Raw genomic sequence first — 16,730 nt, 5'->3', positions numbered from 1 at the left:
TATGCTTAGGATGGTCGGCAATACGGTCGAACTTTTTCGGTTTTGCGTGCAATGGGAAGAGGTACGACAAGAACAAACTATAGAGAAACGGGAGTATTGTGTATCTGTAGAACAAAAAAATAGTATTGAGCGAAGTCTGATGGACCAAGGAACTACGTTTATCACAATTACTGTGGACCAAACTAATAATGAATGGCTTCATGGTATGGAATTTGAAACAAGAGATGCCGCACTTAAAGCCTTAAATGCAGGTCGGCAAGCGTATCAGCAACAAATTGATATGAAAATACTGACGGAAAATATTAAGTTGCGGTCTGATATCGATTATCTTGTAATTATGTTGGGGGTTGATGGTATATGATATGGTTCGATCGCATCAAGTATTATTATGATAACGATCTTTGGGATATCAAGCGTTTACGAAATGTTGTAGGCAAGATTATTAATGAACAAGAATTTTTAGAAATCACTGGTCAGAAATATGAAGAAACCCCAAAGTAAGAAGAAAATATTCTTTGACAGCCTCTGCAATTATAAATAAATCTTAAGCGCCCGTCTAGGCGTGTTATGCCTTCGGTTCCCCGGAGGCTATTTTAATTTTGAGAGCTTAAATCATAGTTCCGGCTAGTATAGTCAGGACCGTTTTTATCCCGAAAATTATCAATCCCGAAAATTATCAATTTAATCGCTTTTCATCCCTCCATCCAAAACTTTCGCCCAAAATGGATAAAACTGTTGTGCATCCGCCCCACATGCCTTATACTATTCCATATAAGAATAGTTGGAATTAGCGGAAGCCAGATGTTTTATGAAATATCCGGATGGAGGAAACTAAGATGAACCTGCTCGAGAAAGAGGATTTAATCAAAGTGAAAGCGGAAGAGCTGGAGCATGCGGCTCCGGAGGAGATTATCCGCTGGGCGGTGGAGACCTTTCCGAATATAACCTTTGCCTGCAGCTTCGGGGCGGAGGATGTAGTACTGGTGGATATGATCCAGAAGGTGAGTCCCTCGACAGATGTGTTCTATTTAGATACGGATTATCATTTCAAGGAAACCTATGAGACTAGAGATATTATGGCTGACAAGTACGGGATGGAGTTCGTCCGGGTGTCTCCGCAGATTACGGTAGAGGAACAGGCCTTGCAGTATGGGGAGGCGCTATGGAATACTGACCCTAACCAGTGCTGCGCAATCCGTAAGGTAGAACCGTTGACCCGTATTCTCTCGCAATACGACGCCTGGATTACCGGGATTCGCCGGGACCAAGCACCTACCCGGGCCAATGCGAAGAAGATAGAATATGATAATAAGTTCGGGCTGGTCAAGTTCAATCCGATTGCCAACTGGACTACGGAGGATGTGTGGAATTATATCCGCGAGAATGATGTGATCTACAATCCGCTGCATGACCGCAATTTCCCGAGTATCGGCTGTGAGCAATGCACCCGGGCTGTTATGCCTGGTGAAGATCCGCGTGCCGGCAGATGGTCTGGTTCGGACAAGACAGAATGCGGACTACACAAATAAGATACGCCTAAATAAATATCGCTCAGATATGATCACTAATTTATCCGCACTTATTTACCCGCACGCACTAAATTACCAGCACTCTATACAGCACTACACAGGCATTGCACAGGAGGAGAGAACAGGGATGACTTCAATACTTCCTCACGGAGGAACGCTGATCCGGCGCATCGCAGACGGAGAAGAGAGAGAAGAACTGCTGAAGCAAGCTTCAGGCCAGCAATCGATTGCCCTCAATACATGGACCTTATCTGACTTGGATCTAATTGGCGTAGGGGCCTTCTCGCCGCTCACCGGATTTCTGAACGAAGAGGATTATCACTCGGTAGTAAGCAATATGCGCCTAGCTAACGGAACCGTATGGAGTATACCGGTTACGCTGGCTGTCGGTGACGAGCTTGCAGCAACTCTTAAGACAGGCGACAGGGTTTCTCTAATCGGTGAAGACGACGGTGTTGTCTACGGTCTACTGGATATCGAGAGCATCTACGCAGTAGATCAGCAGGTGGAGGCGCACAATGTATTCAAAACCACTGATCCCCAGCATCCTGGAGTCAGCAAACTATTGTCCCGCCCGACAACCTATGTAGGCGGACCAATAACGGTACTCAACCGTCCGCAGCCGGAGAAGTTCGCTGAATTCTATTTTGACCCCGCCGAAACCCGCCGGATATTCGCCGATAAGGGCTGGAGAACGGTTGTAGGCTTCCAGACGCGTAACCCGGTACATCGTGCCCATGAGTATATACAGAAATGCGCTATGGAGGTTGTGGACGCTCTGTTCCTCAATCCCCTGGTTGGTGAGACCAAGTCGGATGATGTTCCGGCCAACGTGCGGATGAAGAGTTATCTGGCCTTACTGGAGAATTATTATCCGGAGAACCGTACCTTCCTTGGCGTCTTCCCGGCAGCGATGCGTTATGCGGGCCCCCGTGAAGCCATTTTCCATGCCATGGTGCGCAAGAATTACGGCTGTACACACTTTATTGTCGGGCGTGATCACGCGGGTGTTGGTGATTATTACGGCACGTATGAAGCGCAGGAGATCTTTGCGAACTTCACCGCCGAGGAGCTGGGCATCACGCCTCTGTTCTTCGAGCACAGCTTCTTCTGCGTGAAGTGCGGCAATATGGCCTCCAGCAAAACCTGCCCGCATCCGTCTGACCAGCACTTGACTCTCTCCGGTACGAAGGTGCGTGCATTGCTGCGTGACGGCCAGTGCCCGCCTCCAGAGTTCACCCGCCCGGAAGTGGCGCAGATCCTGATTGAAGGCATGTCACCGGAAGCCGCTTTGAAGTCCTAATCGAATAGGGAGCATAGCCAGTACTATTTGGCCCTCTTGTCCCATATAGATGAGTAGAATCTATCGGGACGAGGGGGTCTTTGTTATGTCTGGAGGGCAGAAGCATAAAGTCTCGGTCTGGATCTCTTGGCGCAGCATCAAAAAAGGTATCCTGGGCGCTGTGCTGCTCACTATAATGATCGGAATCATCGCCTACGACATGCCGACTGCCAAGACGGTCAATTATTGGAGCCTGCCGCTCTCCGGCAAGGTGATTGCCATTGATGCAGGTCATGGGGGACCGGACGGGGGAGCGGTGAGCCGCTCAGGCCTGATTGAGAAGGATATCAATCTCTCCGTGTCGCTGTACTTGCGCGATTATCTGCAGCAGGCTGGGGCGATTGTGGTGATGACCCGTGAAGGCGATTATGATCTGGCCCAGGGCAGCACCAAGGGGTACGCAAAACGCAAGACGGAGGATCTGAAGCAGCGGGTGCGGAGCATTGAAGAGAAGGGCGCCGATCTGTTTGTCAGCGTACATATGAACAGTATTCCCTCCAACCGCTGGAGCGGGGCGCAGACCTTCTATTATCCAAGCAGCGAGAGGAACAAGGCCTTGGCCGGGCTGGTTCAGGATGAGCTGAGAGCTACACTTGAGAATACGGACCGCGTGGCGAAGACAGCGAATACCATTTATTTGTTAAAAGTGTTAAAGATGCCGTCCGTGCTCGTTGAGGTAGGCTTCCTGTCACATCCTCAGGAGTCCTTGCTCCTTGGGGATGATCTGTATCAGCGGAAGGTGGCAACCAGCATCTACCGGGGCATCCTGCGGTACAGCTCCGAGCAGCCATAGCGGCATAGGGTGGGACTACTCTTCCTTCCGGGGGTAATGCTATAATAGGTACAAATACCGGGGCTTACCGCCGGATAGGAACAGAGGTGCTTTCCATGCAGACCAGGGAACAAATTCAGGAACTTTTACAGCCGCTTACAGACCCGGAATCCGGAAAAAGCCTGATCGAACTACAGTTAATCCGCGATATCATGATCAAGGAAGACCGTATTTCGTTATCCATCGTATGTCTGGAGTCGGATGAGAAGAAGCGGATGGAGCTGGAGCAGCAGGTACGCGACCTGCTTACGGAGGGCGGGGCAGAACAGATTCATATCCGCCTGCGTGATGCCACCGATTATGAACGGGCTATGCTTCGCGGAGAGGGCAGCGGGGACGAGCCGGATACAGATCAAGAGGGAAAGCTCAAAGGACACGCAGCGGGTCTTGAGGGACATGAGCTGATCAATGAGAACTCCGGTGTGAACTTCATCGCGATCGCCAGCGGCAAGGGCGGGGTCGGGAAATCAACAGTAACCGTGAATCTGGCAGTGGCACTGGCCCGTAAGGGCAAGAGAGTCGGCCTGATCGATGCAGATATTTACGGCTTCAGTATCCCGGACATGATGGGAATTGAAGAAGGGCCGATCGTGGAAGAAGGAACGATTATTCCGGTAGAACGCTTCGGCGTCAAGGTCATGTCGATGGGCTTCTTTATCCGGGAGAATAGTCCGGTGATCTGGAGAGGACCGATGCTTGGCAAAATGCTGCGCCAGTTCTTCGCCGATGTCGGCTGGGGGGAACTCGATTACCTGCTGCTGGATCTGCCTCCGGGTACGGGCGATGTGGCCCTTGATGTCCACCAGATGCTGCCGCACAGCAAGGAGATCATTGTCACTACCCCTCATGCTACAGCTGCCTTTGTGGCGGCGAGAGCAGGCTCTATGGCTCTGCAGACTGAGCATGAGATTCTTGGCGTCATTGAGAATATGGCGTACTACGAATGCTCCTCCTGCGGCAAAAAGGATTACATCTTCGGCAGAGGCGGCGGAGCCCGTCTGGCGGAAACGCTGCACACAGAACTGTTGGCCCAGGTGCCGCTGGGTGCTCCGGACAACCATATTTCCGAGCCGGACTTCTCACCGTCAGTATATAAGGCGGATACGGCTACCGGAATATTGTTCGCAGACATTGCAGACAAGCTGATTGCCAAGTACGAGCAATAATCACCCTTTGACCTTGCACGCACCTAAACAAATAAGGCCATGTCCCATCAACGGGGCAAGGCCTTATTTGTTTAAGAACCCGAACCGGAATCGTCTCCGCCTTCCTGCTTCTGGCTGTCACCGCCCTGCTTGTCCTCCCCGCCGCTGCCTTCGCCTTTACCACCATCCTTTTTCTCAACCTTAGGCTGCAGTTCATCCTGGACCACGGATTTGAGAAGCGTTAGTACTTCCATACGGAATAGCGGGTTCTGCATAGCCTCCTGCATTATCGTCATGGACTGCTTGCGGTAATCCGGAGTCTTCGTAAGATCGAGGAACATTTTCGTCATTTCGGGCGACTTCATAATTTCTCCAACCGACTTCTGATAAGTGGGGTCCTTGATCAATTGAAGATGAAGTTCCTTGCTCTGTTTATTAATCGCTTTGGCGAAATCGCCGGCAAACTGCGGATCAGTCATGATTTTTTCAATTTCCTTCTGATACTCCGGCGCGGTGAGGGTATCCTTGACAGCCAGCCGGATCTGCTCCGTGGTTTGCATAGGCATCATCTTCATGCTTAAGCCGCTGGCGGCGCTGCCCTCTTCTGAGCTTGGAGTAGACAAGGCCTCCTCTACAGCCTTTTTCCCTTCATCACTTTTCAATATATCGACAACCATCGTCTTCATTTCCTTATATCCGCCTTGTCCCGAAGAAGAACTGCTCTGTTCGCCCCCGCAGGCCGTCAAGGTGATTATCAAGCCAAGTGCCAAGCCTCCAGACCAGATAGCCCTCCATTTCATTGGCGCTGCCCTCCTTTATAGAATTACTGATTGTAGTATGCCGCGCCAAGGCACATTTATGTTGAAGCGGAATGGTTTTTTGACGGTAACCTTGGTAAAATAAATCTGACACGGGGAGGTGGAAGCGCTGAGCTTGAGAAAATGGTTTTATTTGTTCTGGACCACGCTTTTGATCGGTGCAGGCGGGGCTGTCATTGCCGGACTTGCTCTGCAGATAGGGAATGGCGGTATACAATTTAAAGGCACTGCCGATCTTCTCCTGTACTCCCTGATTCTTTTGGGCTACGGAGTGCTTGTAAGCGTATACGCCCAGCTCGGATTTTTTGCATATCTGATCCTAAACTATACGGGCATCGGGGTGTTCCCGCGCAAGGCGTGGCGTTACATACAGCTGGTGCTGGCCGTGCTGGCGCTGTTTGAGCTGATGTTCCTGCGCACCTTTGTCAGCGGAGACCAGAGCGCCCGGACGGATTTGACGCTAGGCGTGGCTATTCTGTTCACTGCACTTATTGTATCTTGGCTCAAAATGCGCAGCACGAACGCGTCAGCCTGGGTCCCGACCTTTTTTTTCATGACAGCCATCACTATAGTGGAGATTATCGGTGTGCTGCGGATCGGCGTGGACAGCGCCACAATCTTTATTCTTGTACCGCTTATCGCCTGTAATGCCTTCCAGATTCTGATGCTGCACCGTGTACTGAAGCCGGCCACAATCTGACCATAGCAATCATGACCCAAACCCCGCCCCTCTGTATACAACCAGGGAGGCGGGGTTTTGGCATTGCCTGTGGGGAGCGGTTAGAATGAAGATGAAGAGGTTAATCTTAAAGAACAGAGTGGAGGAGGGAATATATGAACATCAAGCGCTATATGATAAAAGACACCAGTGAAACACGCCTGAAGGACCTCGATCCTGATGAACGGGGAGACTTCAAATCCAAAGAAGAAGCCGAAGCCAAAATGGAGAAGCTGAAGGAACGGCTGGTCAAGCTGCAGGATATCCTTTTTGCACAGAAAAAGCATTCGCTGCTAGTGATCCTGCAAGGAATGGATTCAAGCGGTAAGGACGGAACCGTCAAACACATCTTCTCCGGCATCAATCCGCAGGGGTTCATCGTCACCAGCTTCAAGAAGCCTTCACTGGAGGAAGAAGCACACGATTTCCTGTGGAGAGTTCATATGAAGACCCCGCCCAAAGGCTATATTGCCGCATTCAACCGTTCGCATTATGAGGATGTGCTGGTGCCCCGCGTGCATGGCAGTCTTAGCAAGGAGGATGCCAAGCGGCGGTTCCGCTACATCCGCCAGTTCGAGGAGATGCTGGCGGAAGAGGGAACGACAGTCATTAAGCTCTTTCTGCATATCTCCAAGGAGAAGCAGCTGGAGAAGATTAAGGAGCGGCTTGAAGATCCGGCGAAGCACTGGAAATTCGATGCCAGTGATCTGCAGGAACGCGAATACTGGGACGATTATCAAAAGGCGTATGAGGATGTTTTCCAGGAGAGCAGTATAGATAAGGCTCCATGGTACTGGATTCCGGCGAATCACCGCTGGTACCGCAATTATCTGGCGCTGAAGATTGTGGTCAAAACGCTGGAGGGGCTTGACCTGAGTTACCCGAAGCTGAATACACCGACGCCTGATATCTCTCAGCTGATCTCACCGCGTCACTGATGCCATACACAGGTAAGGGAGTTACATTCCTGCAGCGTCTTCCAGGCCATTATTCAGCAAGGCGGAATCGCGGACTTCCTTACCGTTTGCACTGCTTTGGCTGATTAGCTCAGAGACGGTTACGAACTCATACCCCTGGCTGCGGAGCTTATCAATAATCTGAGGCAAGGCTTCATGCGTTTGTTTACAGGAGTCGCTGGCATGCAGCAGCACAATATCCCCGGGATGGGCTTTGCTCGTTACACGGTTAACGATGTTATCCACACCGATGTTCTTCCAGTCCAGTGAGTCCGTGTCCCATTGAATGACTTTATAGCCGAGATCGGTGGCCACCTGCAGGACTCTTTTGTCAAAATCACCGTTAGGCATTCTGATCAGGTTGGGCTGAGAACCGGTTAGCTCCGTCAATACTGTATGGGCAGTACTGATCTGCGTGCGGATTTCATCATTGCTTAGCGTACTGTAGTTCACATGCTTGTGACCGTGGCTGCCAATCTCGAACCCGGCGTCTTTGATGCTTGTTACGATTTCAGGATGGGTTTTGCTCCAAGGTGAGGATAGGAAGAATGTCGCTTTATCCACCTTCTTGTCTTCCAGCACCTTCAGAATCGGCTCAGGCCGTTTCTCTCCCCAGCTGATATCGAAGGTCAAGGCGATCAGCTTCTTTTCCGTCGGCACACTGTAAATGGCAGAAGGGGCAGCTTCAGAGAATACGGTGATATTGCCCCTCTCCACATAGACAACGCCGGCGGTAAGAAGCGCAGCAGCAAAAATGTACAGGAACCGTTTGATCTTTTTGCCGCTAAATACATAAAAAGAATTCATAATGTCAGCGCTCCTCTCCCATGCGAAATGCTTGTTTGTTCTAAATGTATGCTCGTACAGGGCGCTTATGACCTCAGATATGAATCAATCCATACGAAATGCAATTCGGCAGAATCCAAATCAGGAGGTACGCATGTTATCTTTTAATACATTTATCAAGGATCTAAGGACAATTCGCACCGCACTCCTAATGGCCACAATCCTGTTCATAGCCGGGGGAATCTTGGGCTGGCTCGGCACAGGTAGTCTTCAGCAGCTGCTGAATGAGCAATTGAAGGGGATCAGTAAGATTAGCGGGAACCTTAGAGAGTCGTCCAATCCGCAGTGGAGCTTTTTTGTATTCATTTTTCTGAACAATAGTATCAAAAGCGTAGTCATCATTTATCTGGGCGCCTTATTCGGCCTCTTGCCGGCATTCTTCCTGCTCATCAACGGTGCGGTTATCGGCTATCTGATTCATTTGTCCGCGATACAGGGACAGGATCTGTTCACGCTGATTGTAAAAGGACTGCTGCCGCATGGCATCATTGAGATTCCGGCCATCATCATTGCCTGCGCCTTTGGGCTGAAGTTCGGCAGTAAGGTGCTCTCTGCACTCTTTGGAGCGATGAAGCGGAGCGGGGAAGGGGCAATGAATTGGCAGGCCTTTATGCGGCAGACCTTCACCGCTTCAGTCTGGATTGTGATTTTGTTATTTGTTGCAGCAATCATCGAGAGCACAATTACATTTTGGCTTTTATCATAAAATTCTGGGGAATTGTGCATAACAGTAAAGCCGGAACATTTGGATCTCCTGCCAGGTTGAATATAGGGAGTCCTAAAATGGAATTTTCTTATGATATTGGTTATAGGTTCAATACTCCGGTTAATTTAGTGTAAGCACTTCAATAGAGCTTCCCACATCAAATGGCTTTTTGATTGAGATGAAATGGCGTTTGATGATTTTGGATAACTAGGAATTTCATGAAGGAGGCCAAGCATATGTTAGGGATGTTATTCAATGAGAAGGAATGCAAGGAGCTGGACTATGTTTTGCGTAAAGAGCTGGATGAGATGCTGCTGGATATGAGTGACCAGCGTTTAGATCAGAACATTAGGCATGCGATTGCCAATCGATATAAAACAGTTTTCCGTATGTATGCACGATTTGCTCCACAGAAAGAGCTGTCTAAGTATGCGTGGGGTGGACGTTCTTCTCAGTTCAAGCACTAGTATTGGAGCGGGCTGATAACCGGAATAAATAAAATGAATGGAATAGCTTGACGAAAAGGGAGCCGACATGATACATTATATCTCGCGCTCCTTTTGAATGTTTAAAGAGAAGACGCAGGCAAGAAATAATGAAAAATAACTTTTTCAAAAAAAAGCTTGCCAAACAACGAAACACTATGATATATTATGAAGGTCGCCGCTGAGATGCGGTGAAGAGCTAAAATGAGACATTGATCTTTGAAAACTGAACAACGAGTGAGTGGGAAATCACTTCGGTGAGATCCAAAAATGAGAATGTAAATTCTCGTCAGATGTTTCAAAATGAGCAATCGCTCTTTCTAAATACCAATTTGGAGAGTTTGATCCTGGCTCAGGACGAACGCTGGCGGCATGCCTAATACATGCAAGTCGAGCGGAGTTTGAAAGGAAGCTTGCTTCCTTTCAAACTTAGCGGCGGACGGGTGAGTAACACGTAGGCAACCTGCCCTCAAGCCTGGGATAACTACCGGAAACGGTAGCTAATACCGGATAATTTCTTTTTTCTCCTGAGGAGAGAATGAAAGGCGGAGAAATCTGCTGCTTGGGGATGGGCCTGCGGCGCATTAGCTAGTTGGTGGGGTAACGGCCCACCAAGGCGACGATGCGTAGCCGACCTGAGAGGGTGAACGGCCACACTGGGACTGAGACACGGCCCAGACTCCTACGGGAGGCAGCAGTAGGGAATCTTCCGCAATGGGCGCAAGCCTGACGGAGCAATGCCGCGTGAGTGATGAAGGTTTTCGGATCGTAAAGCTCTGTTGCCAGGGAAGAACGTCCGGTAGAGTAACTGCTGCCGGAGTGACGGTACCTGAGAAGAAAGCCCCGGCTAACTACGTGCCAGCAGCCGCGGTAATACGTAGGGGGCAAGCGTTGTCCGGAATTATTGGGCGTAAAGCGCGCGCAGGCGGTTATTTAAGTCTGGTGTTTAAACCTTGGGCTCAACCTGAGGTCGCACTGGAAACTGGGTGACTTGAGTACAGAAGAGGAAAGTGGAATTCCACGTGTAGCGGTGAAATGCGTAGATATGTGGAGGAACACCAGTGGCGAAGGCGACTTTCTGGGCTGTAACTGACGCTGAGGCGCGAAAGCGTGGGGAGCAAACAGGATTAGATACCCTGGTAGTCCACGCCGTAAACGATGAGTGCTAGGTGTTAGGGGTTTCGATACCCTTGGTGCCGAAGTTAACACAGTAAGCACTCCGCCTGGGGAGTACGGTCGCAAGACTGAAACTCAAAGGAATTGACGGGGACCCGCACAAGCAGTGGAGTATGTGGTTTAATTCGAAGCAACGCGAAGAACCTTACCAGGTCTTGACATCCAACTAACGAAGCAGAGATGCATCAGGTGCCCTTCGGGGAAAGTTGAGACAGGTGGTGCATGGTTGTCGTCAGCTCGTGTCGTGAGATGTTGGGTTAAGTCCCGCAACGAGCGCAACCCTTGACTTTAGTTGCCAGCAGGTTGAGCTGGGCACTCTAGAGTGACTGCCGGTGACAAACCGGAGGAAGGTGGGGATGACGTCAAATCATCATGCCCCTTATGACCTGGGCTACACACGTACTACAATGGCCGGTACAACGGGAAGCGAAGCCGCGAGGTGGAGCCAATCCCAGCAAAGCCGGTCTCAGTTCGGATTGCAGGCTGCAACTCGCCTGCATGAAGTCGGAATTGCTAGTAATCGCGGATCAGCATGCCGCGGTGAATACGTTCCCGGGTCTTGTACACACCGCCCGTCACACCACGAGAGTTTACAACACCCGAAGTCGGTGGGGTAACCCGCAAGGGAGCCAGCCGCCGAAGGTGGGGTAGATGATTGGGGTGAAGTCGTAACAAGGTAGCCGTATCGGAAGGTGCGGCTGGATCACCTCCTTTCTATGGAGAATCGTCTTCTGCAATGAAGACATTCAAATCGGAAGCTTTGCTTCCACAATAGAACCCTTGGGTTCGGACACTCACTCGTGTTCAGTTTTGAAAGAGCAAGTCTCTTTCGTATGCGTTTGGTGGCGATAGCGGAGGGGTTCCACACGTACCCATCCCGAACACGACCGTTAAGCCCTCCAGCGCCGATGGTACTTGGACCGAAGGGTCCTGGGAGAGTAGGACGCCGCCAAGCGAACAATCAATTCATTGATTGCTTCACTACTGTAAGTTTTGTTATATGGGCTTTTAGCTCAGTTGGTTAGAGCGCACCTCTGATAAGGGTGAGGTCGGTGGTTCGAGTCCACCAAGGCCCACCATATAACACTTCAATTGAATACTTACTTTGGGGCCATAGCTCAGCTGGGAGAGCGCCTGCCTTGCAAGCAGGAGGTCAGCGGTTCGATCCCGCTTGGCTCCACCAATTATTCTTTACAACAGTATATGCAACAACTTGATCCTTGAAAACTGGATACCGAAACGAATTTGCGTTTTAGAACATTCCTTTAAGCTGAACTTGTGTAAACAAGTTTTGAATTAATGGCGATGCTAAGCGATTTTCCTAACGGAAAACGCATTGGTTAAGCTACTAAGAGCACACGGAGGATGCCTAGGCGCCAGGAGCCGACGAAGGACGTGGCGAACAACGAAACTGCCTCGGGGAGCTGTAAGCAAGCTTTGATCCGGGGGTGTCCGAATGGGGAAACCCAGCTGTGGTAATTCGCAGTTACTCGTATCTGAATACATAGGATACGCAGAGGCAGACCAGGGGAACTGAAACATCTAAGTACCCTGAGGAAGAGAAAACAATAGTGATTCCGTCAGTAGCGGCGAGCGAACGCGGAACAGCCTAAACCAAGGGGCTTGCCTCTTGGGGTTGTGGGACGTCTCACATGGAGTTACAAAGGAATATGGTAGGTGAAGAGGTCTGGAAAGGCCCGCGATAGAGGTAAAAGCCCTGTAGCCTAAACTGTGTTCTCTCCGAGACGGATCCCGAGTAGTGCGGGGCACGTGAAACCCCGTATGAATCCAGCAGGACCATCTGCTAAGGCTAAATACTACCTGGCGACCGATAGTGAAACAGTACCGTGAGGGAAAGGTGAAAAGCACCCCGGAAGGGGAGTGAAATAGAACCTGAAACCGTGTGCTTACAAAAAGTCAGAGCCCTCTTTATGGGTGATGGCGTGCCTTTTGTAGAATGAACCGGCGAGTTACGTTTAACATGCAAGGTTAAGGTGAGAAGCCGGAGCCGCAGCGAAAGCGAGTCTGAATAGGGCGACTAAGTATGTGGACGTAGACCCGAAACCGTGTGATCTACCCCTGTCCAGGGTGAAGGTGCGGTAACACGCACTGGAGGCCCGAACCCACGCATGTTGAAAAATGCGGGGATGAGGTGGGGGTAGCGGAGAAATTCCAATCGAACTCGGAGATAGCTGGTTCTCCCCGAAATAGCTTTAGGGCTAGCCTCGGTGAATGGAGTGGTGGAGGTAGAGCACTGATTGGGTGCGGGGCCCGCAAGGGTTACCAAGCTCAGTCAAACTCCGAATGCCATTTACTTCTTGCCGGGAGTCAGACAGTGAGTGCTAAGATCCATTGTCAAAAGGGAAACAGCCCAGACCATCAGCTAAGGTCCCCAAGTGTGTGTTAAGTGGGAAAGGATGTGGAGTTGCACAGACAACCAGGATGTTGGCTTAGAAGCAGCCACCATTGAAAGAGTGCGTAATAGCTCACTGGTCGAGTGACTCTGCGCCGAAAATGTAACGGGGCTAAACACACCACCGAAGCTATGGCTAGATGCTTTGCATCTGGGGTAGGGGAGCGTTGTATGTAGGTTGAAGGTGTACCGTAAGGAGCGCTGGACAGCATACAAGTGAGAATGCCGGTATGAGTAACGAAAAGATCAGTGAGAATCTGATCCGCCGAAAGCCCAAGGTTTCCTGAGGAAGGCTCGTCCGCTCAGGGTAAGTCGGGACCTAAGGCGAGGCCGACAGGCGTAGTCGAAGGACAACAGTTTGAAATTACTGTACCACCGTAATCCGCTATGAGCGATGGGGTGACGCAGGAGGGTAGTGACGCGGACTGATGGATGTCCGTCTAAGCAGTGAGGCTGGTGTGTAGGCAAATCCGCACATCGTTAAGGCTGGGCTGTGATGGGGAGCGAAAATTATAGTAGCGAAGGTCATGATCTCAGACTGCCAAGAAAAGCCTCTAGCCAGGAGAAGGTGCCCGTACCGCAAACCGACACAGGTAGGCGAGAAGAGAATTCTAAGGCGCGCGGAAGAACTCTCGTTAAGGAACTCGGCAAAATGACCCCGTAACTTCGGGAGAAGGGGTGCCTCGGTAGGGTGAATAGCCCGAGGGGGCCGCAGTGAAAAGGCCCAAGCGACTGTTTAGCAAAAACACAGGTCTGTGCGAAGCCGTAAGGCGAAGTATACGGGCTGACGCCTGCCCGGTGCTGGAAGGTTAAGGGGAGCGGTTAGGAGCAATCCGAAGCTGTGAACCGAAGCCCCAGTAAACGGCGGCCGTAACTATAACGGTCCTAAGGTAGCGAAATTCCTTGTCAGGTAAATTCTGACCCGCACGAATGGCGTAACGACTTGGGCGCTGTCTCAACGAGAGATCCGGTGAAATTTTAATACCTGTGAAGATGCAGGTTACCCGCGACAAGACGGAAAGACCCCATGGAGCTTTACTGCAGCTTGATATTGAATTTGGGTACGATCTGTACAGGATAGGTGGGAGCCGTGGAGGCAGGAGCGCAAGCTTCTGCGGAGGCGCCGTTGGGATACCACCCTGATCGTATCTAGGTTCTAACCTAGTGCCCTTAGCGGGTACGGGGACCGTGTCAGGCGGGCAGTTTGACTGGGGCGGTCGCCTCCTAAAGAGTAACGGAGGCGTTCAAAGGTTCCCTCAGAATGGTTGGAAATCATTCGCAGAGTGCAAAGGCATAAGGGAGCTTGACTGCGAGACCTACAAGTCGAGCAGGGACGAAAGTCGGACTTAGTGATCCGGTGGTACCGCATGGAAGGGCCATCGCTCAACGGATAAAAGCTACCCTGGGGATAACAGGCTTATCTCCCCCAAGAGTCCACATCGACGGGGAGGTTTGGCACCTCGATGTCGGCTCATCGCATCCTGGGGCTGAAGTAGGTCCCAAGGGTTGGGCTGTTCGCCCATTAAAGCGGTACGCGAGCTGGGTTCAGAACGTCGTGAGACAGTTCGGTCCCTATCTGTCGTGGGCGCAGGAAATTTGAGAGGAGCTGTCCTTAGTACGAGAGGACCGGGATGGACGTACCGCTGGTGCATCAGTTGTTCCGCCAGGAGCATGGCTGAGTAGCTACGTACGGACGGGATAAGCGCTGAAAGCATCTAAGCGTGAAGCCCCCCTCAAGATGAGATTTCCCAACATGTAAGACCCCTTGAAGACGACGAGGTAGATAGGTTGGAGGTGGAAGTGCAGCAATGCATGGAGCTGACCAATACTAATCGGTCGAGGGCTTATCCAAATTTCTAATTCGCAGATTCGTTTCGGATTCAGTTTTCAGGAATCAATTCCTGAAGCATTTACGCTGTAAATGCCCGTTTGGTGGCGATAGCGGAGGGGTTCCACACGTACCCATCCCGAACACGACCGTTAAGCCCTCCAGCGCCGATGGTACTTGGACCGAAGGGTCCTGGGAGAGTAGGACGTTGCCAAGCGGACAATATTCCCTGATAGCTCAGTTGGTAGAGCACTCGACTGTTAATCGAGTTGTCACAGGTTCGAGTCCTGTTCGGGGAGCCATGCTCTCATAGCTCAGCAGGTAGAGTGCTTCCATGGTAAGGAAGAGGTCACCGGTTCGAATCCGGTTGAGAGCTCCACAAATTTTTTAAGGCCCGTTGGTCAAGGGGTTAAGACACCTCCCTTTCACGGAGGTAACATGGGTTCGAATCCCATACGGGTCACCATTTTTAACTAGTACCCTTATTAGTCACCATACATATGGAGGCTTAGCTCAGCTGGGAGAGCATCTGCCTTACAAGCAGAGGGTCGGGGGTTCGAACCCCTCAGCCTCCACCATAATGTTCTTGATATTTGAGGGAGATTGTGGGCATTATATAGGTATCTATTGTAGGGGATTCGCCAAGTGGTAAGGCAACGGACTCTGACTCCGTCATCATAGGTTCGAATCCTATATCCCCTGCCAAATATGAGCCATTAGCTCAGTTGGTAGAGCACCTGACTTTTAATCAGGGTGTCGAAGGTTCGAGTCCTTCATGGCTCACTTTTATTGATTCATGCGCGTGTGGCGGAATGGCAGACGCACCAGACTTAGGATCTGGCGTCGTAAGACGTGGGGGTTCAAGTCCCTTCACGCGCACCACTTATTTGCGGACGTGGCTCAGCGGTAGAGCATCGCCTTGCCAAGGCGAGGGTCGCGGGTTCGATTCCCGTCGTCCGCTCCAAATTTTTTGCGCCCTTAGCTCAGCTGGATAGAGCGTTTGACTACGAATCAAAAGGTCGGGAGTTCGAATCTCTCAGGGCGCGCCATTATTACTTCTTGAATATTCAAAGTGTCCTCTAGATTCGAACGAGTTCGTTGGAGCATAGGCTTCGATAGCACAACTTCGCAATCGGATGCGCAGCATCCGTATCTCTCAGGGCGCGCCATTATTACTTCATTAACGGGATGTAGCTCAGCTTGGTAGAGCACCTGGTTTGGGACCAGGGGGTCGCATGTTCAAATCGTGTCATCCCGATATTTCACCTTTGCGGGTGTAGTTCAATGGTAGAACTTCAGCCTTCCAAGCTGATAGCGTGGGTTCGATTCCCATCACCCGCTCCATAATAATTTCATAGTTTCGGGATGTAGCTCAGCTTGGTAGAGCACCTGGTTTGGGACCAGGGGGTCGCATGTTCAAATCGTGTCATCCCGATCGAACAGCTTATGGCTGGCCAATGAACTCTTACTGCGGTAAGAGTTTTTTGTTGCGTCATTAAAGGAACGTATGTTCCTTTAATCGTCTAAAAAAAAGACAACCTCAGCCGGGATGCCAATCCTTGCATAATAGCTCTGTAGGGACTCATCCTGCTCAATGGCAGTGCCGACCGATAGCAGCTTAACCGCGAACAGGTTAGCCTGCCGCTCCAGCTTGCCTGGCGAGAAATAGGAATTCTCCTCCAGAAAAAAACGGTTGACCCCTTTGTGCAGACGGTCATGTGCGAGTTCATGGGCGCATACGAATCGTTGCCACTCCAGCGGCAGCTGGTTGTGAATGACGATGAACCTTCTTCTTAACTTCCGATAGTAGAGGCCCTTGGTGCCGTCACCCAGATGCATGAACCGGATGTGAATCCCCAGTGCTTCAGCCAGCTCGAAGGGGCTGCTGGTATTGTATTTTTTGACCAAACGCTTGATTAGTTCATCCATATTCTTC

The 16,730-nt window shown here is 50.8% G+C and carries 13 protein-coding genes, 14 tRNA genes and 4 rRNA genes; 28 read left to right on the top strand and 3 right to left on the bottom strand.

The features are described 5' to 3' along the window. Position 1 precedes the first annotated feature (1 nt). The 6 genes from MKY86_RS27580 (at position 2) to MKY86_RS27560 (ending at position 4,869) form a co-directional block, all read left to right on the top strand. Positions 2 to 361 carry a hypothetical protein gene (locus MKY86_RS27580; RefSeq protein WP_076081753.1) on the top strand — a complete coding sequence of 120 codons (360 nt, stop codon included), beginning with the start codon at positions 2 to 4 and terminating at the stop codon, positions 359 to 361. Continuing rightward, positions 358 to 501 (top strand): XkdX family protein, encoded by a 144-nt coding sequence (locus MKY86_RS34225; RefSeq protein WP_083685469.1) that lies wholly within the window; start codon positions 358 to 360, stop codon positions 499 to 501. Before MKY86_RS27580 ends, MKY86_RS34225 begins: the two co-directional genes overlap by 4 nt. A gap of 335 nt (positions 502 to 836) precedes the next feature. Next, a complete protein-coding gene (locus tag MKY86_RS27575; RefSeq protein WP_076081754.1) occupies positions 837 to 1,529 on the top strand; it encodes a phosphoadenylyl-sulfate reductase in 693 nt (230 codons plus the stop codon). A gap of 127 nt (positions 1,530 to 1,656) precedes the next feature. Continuing rightward, complete coding sequence (sat, locus tag MKY86_RS27570) at positions 1,657 to 2,832, top strand: sulfate adenylyltransferase (protein ID WP_076081755.1); 1,176 nt, start codon at positions 1,657 to 1,659, stop codon at positions 2,830 to 2,832. Positions 2,833 to 2,917: 85 nt separating this feature from the next. Continuing rightward, positions 2,918 to 3,664: an N-acetylmuramoyl-L-alanine amidase CwlD gene (gene cwlD, locus MKY86_RS27565; RefSeq protein ID WP_076081756.1), complete on the top strand. Its 747-nt coding sequence runs from the start codon at positions 2,918 to 2,920 to the stop codon at positions 3,662 to 3,664. A 95-nt stretch (positions 3,665 to 3,759) separates the two neighbouring features. Next, entirely contained in the window at positions 3,760 to 4,869 is a 1,110-nt protein-coding gene (locus tag MKY86_RS27560) for an Mrp/NBP35 family ATP-binding protein (RefSeq protein WP_076081757.1), read from the top strand. Positions 4,870 to 4,940: 71 nt separating this feature from the next. Here the strand turns inward: MKY86_RS27560 and gerD are convergent, their stop codons facing one another. Then, positions 4,941 to 5,648, bottom strand: coding sequence for a spore germination lipoprotein GerD (gene gerD / locus MKY86_RS27555; protein WP_076081758.1), 708 nt, complete (start codon positions 5,646 to 5,648; stop codon positions 4,941 to 4,943). Positions 5,649 to 5,775: 127 nt separating this feature from the next. Between gerD and MKY86_RS27550 the strand changes: the two genes are divergently transcribed. After that, entirely contained in the window at positions 5,776 to 6,366 is a 591-nt protein-coding gene (locus MKY86_RS27550) for a KinB-signaling pathway activation protein (RefSeq protein ID WP_076081762.1), read from the top strand. Between the two features lie 134 nt (positions 6,367 to 6,500). Next, positions 6,501 to 7,322 (top strand): PPK2 family polyphosphate kinase, encoded by an 822-nt coding sequence (locus MKY86_RS27545; RefSeq protein WP_036721770.1) that lies wholly within the window; start codon positions 6,501 to 6,503, stop codon positions 7,320 to 7,322. A gap of 21 nt (positions 7,323 to 7,343) precedes the next feature. On the opposite strand, the gene pdaB is transcribed toward MKY86_RS27545, so the two are convergent. Beyond that, entirely contained in the window at positions 7,344 to 8,147 is an 804-nt protein-coding gene (pdaB, locus tag MKY86_RS27540) for a polysaccharide deacetylase family sporulation protein PdaB (RefSeq protein WP_036721768.1), read from the bottom strand. A 133-nt stretch (positions 8,148 to 8,280) separates the two neighbouring features. Here pdaB and MKY86_RS27535 point away from each other — a divergent pair, with 133 nt between their 5' ends. The 20 genes from MKY86_RS27535 (at position 8,281) to MKY86_RS27440 (ending at position 16,229) form a co-directional block, all read left to right on the top strand. After that, positions 8,281 to 8,892 (top strand): stage II sporulation protein M, encoded by a 612-nt coding sequence (locus MKY86_RS27535; RefSeq protein ID WP_036721766.1) that lies wholly within the window; start codon positions 8,281 to 8,283, stop codon positions 8,890 to 8,892. 236 nt (positions 8,893 to 9,128) lie between these two features. Then, positions 9,129 to 9,359 (top strand): hypothetical protein, encoded by a 231-nt coding sequence (locus tag MKY86_RS27530; RefSeq protein WP_036692450.1) that lies wholly within the window; start codon positions 9,129 to 9,131, stop codon positions 9,357 to 9,359. A 347-nt stretch (positions 9,360 to 9,706) separates the two neighbouring features. Beyond that, positions 9,707 to 11,267 (top strand): 16S ribosomal RNA (locus MKY86_RS27525). 124 nt (positions 11,268 to 11,391) lie between these two features. Next, positions 11,392 to 11,508, top strand: a 5S ribosomal RNA gene (gene rrf, locus MKY86_RS27520). Positions 11,509 to 11,555: 47 nt separating this feature from the next. Beyond that, positions 11,556 to 11,632: transfer RNA gene (locus MKY86_RS27515), tRNA-Ile, on the top strand. 28 nt (positions 11,633 to 11,660) lie between these two features. Then, a tRNA-Ala gene (locus MKY86_RS27510) sits at positions 11,661 to 11,736 on the top strand. Between the two features lie 155 nt (positions 11,737 to 11,891). Beyond that, positions 11,892 to 14,818, top strand: a 23S ribosomal RNA gene (locus tag MKY86_RS27505). A 76-nt stretch (positions 14,819 to 14,894) separates the two neighbouring features. Then, positions 14,895 to 15,011 (top strand): 5S ribosomal RNA (gene rrf, locus MKY86_RS27500). The 16S, 23S and 5S rRNA genes sit together here with 14 tRNA genes alongside, the layout of an rRNA operon. Before the next feature lie 9 nt (positions 15,012 to 15,020). After that, positions 15,021 to 15,096, top strand: a tRNA-Asn gene (locus MKY86_RS27495). Position 15,097: 1 nt separating this feature from the next. Beyond that, positions 15,098 to 15,173, top strand: a tRNA-Thr gene (locus MKY86_RS27490). A gap of 12 nt (positions 15,174 to 15,185) precedes the next feature. Continuing rightward, a tRNA-Glu gene (locus tag MKY86_RS27485) sits at positions 15,186 to 15,260 on the top strand. Positions 15,261 to 15,296: 36 nt separating this feature from the next. After that, positions 15,297 to 15,372 (top strand) — tRNA-Val (locus tag MKY86_RS27480). Between the two features lie 53 nt (positions 15,373 to 15,425). Next, a tRNA-Gln gene (locus MKY86_RS27475) sits at positions 15,426 to 15,499 on the top strand. A 5-nt stretch (positions 15,500 to 15,504) separates the two neighbouring features. Then, a tRNA-Lys gene (locus MKY86_RS27470) sits at positions 15,505 to 15,577 on the top strand. A gap of 15 nt (positions 15,578 to 15,592) precedes the next feature. Further along, positions 15,593 to 15,676: transfer RNA gene (locus MKY86_RS27465), tRNA-Leu, on the top strand. Positions 15,677 to 15,683: 7 nt separating this feature from the next. Next, positions 15,684 to 15,758, top strand: a tRNA-Gly gene (locus MKY86_RS27460). Positions 15,759 to 15,766: 8 nt separating this feature from the next. Further along, a tRNA-Arg gene (locus MKY86_RS27455) sits at positions 15,767 to 15,843 on the top strand. 135 nt (positions 15,844 to 15,978) lie between these two features. Continuing rightward, positions 15,979 to 16,052 (top strand) — tRNA-Pro (locus tag MKY86_RS27450). Between the two features lie 12 nt (positions 16,053 to 16,064). Beyond that, a tRNA-Gly gene (locus MKY86_RS27445) sits at positions 16,065 to 16,138 on the top strand. 17 nt (positions 16,139 to 16,155) lie between these two features. Further along, positions 16,156 to 16,229, top strand: a tRNA-Pro gene (locus MKY86_RS27440). A gap of 80 nt (positions 16,230 to 16,309) precedes the next feature. Here MKY86_RS27440 and MKY86_RS27435 read toward each other — a convergent pair. Next, entirely contained in the window at positions 16,310 to 16,723 is a 414-nt protein-coding gene (locus MKY86_RS27435) for an ImmA/IrrE family metallo-endopeptidase (protein WP_036696270.1), read from the bottom strand. Positions 16,724 to 16,730 lie beyond the last annotated feature (7 nt).

It is taken from the genome of Paenibacillus sp. FSL R7-0333 (genome assembly GCF_038000365.1).
Classification (GTDB): domain Bacteria; phylum Bacillota; class Bacilli; order Paenibacillales; family Paenibacillaceae; genus Paenibacillus_AQ; species Paenibacillus_AQ silagei.
The sequence above is the reverse complement of the archived record's forward strand: the minus strand, read 5'-3'. Positions and strand labels throughout refer to the sequence as shown.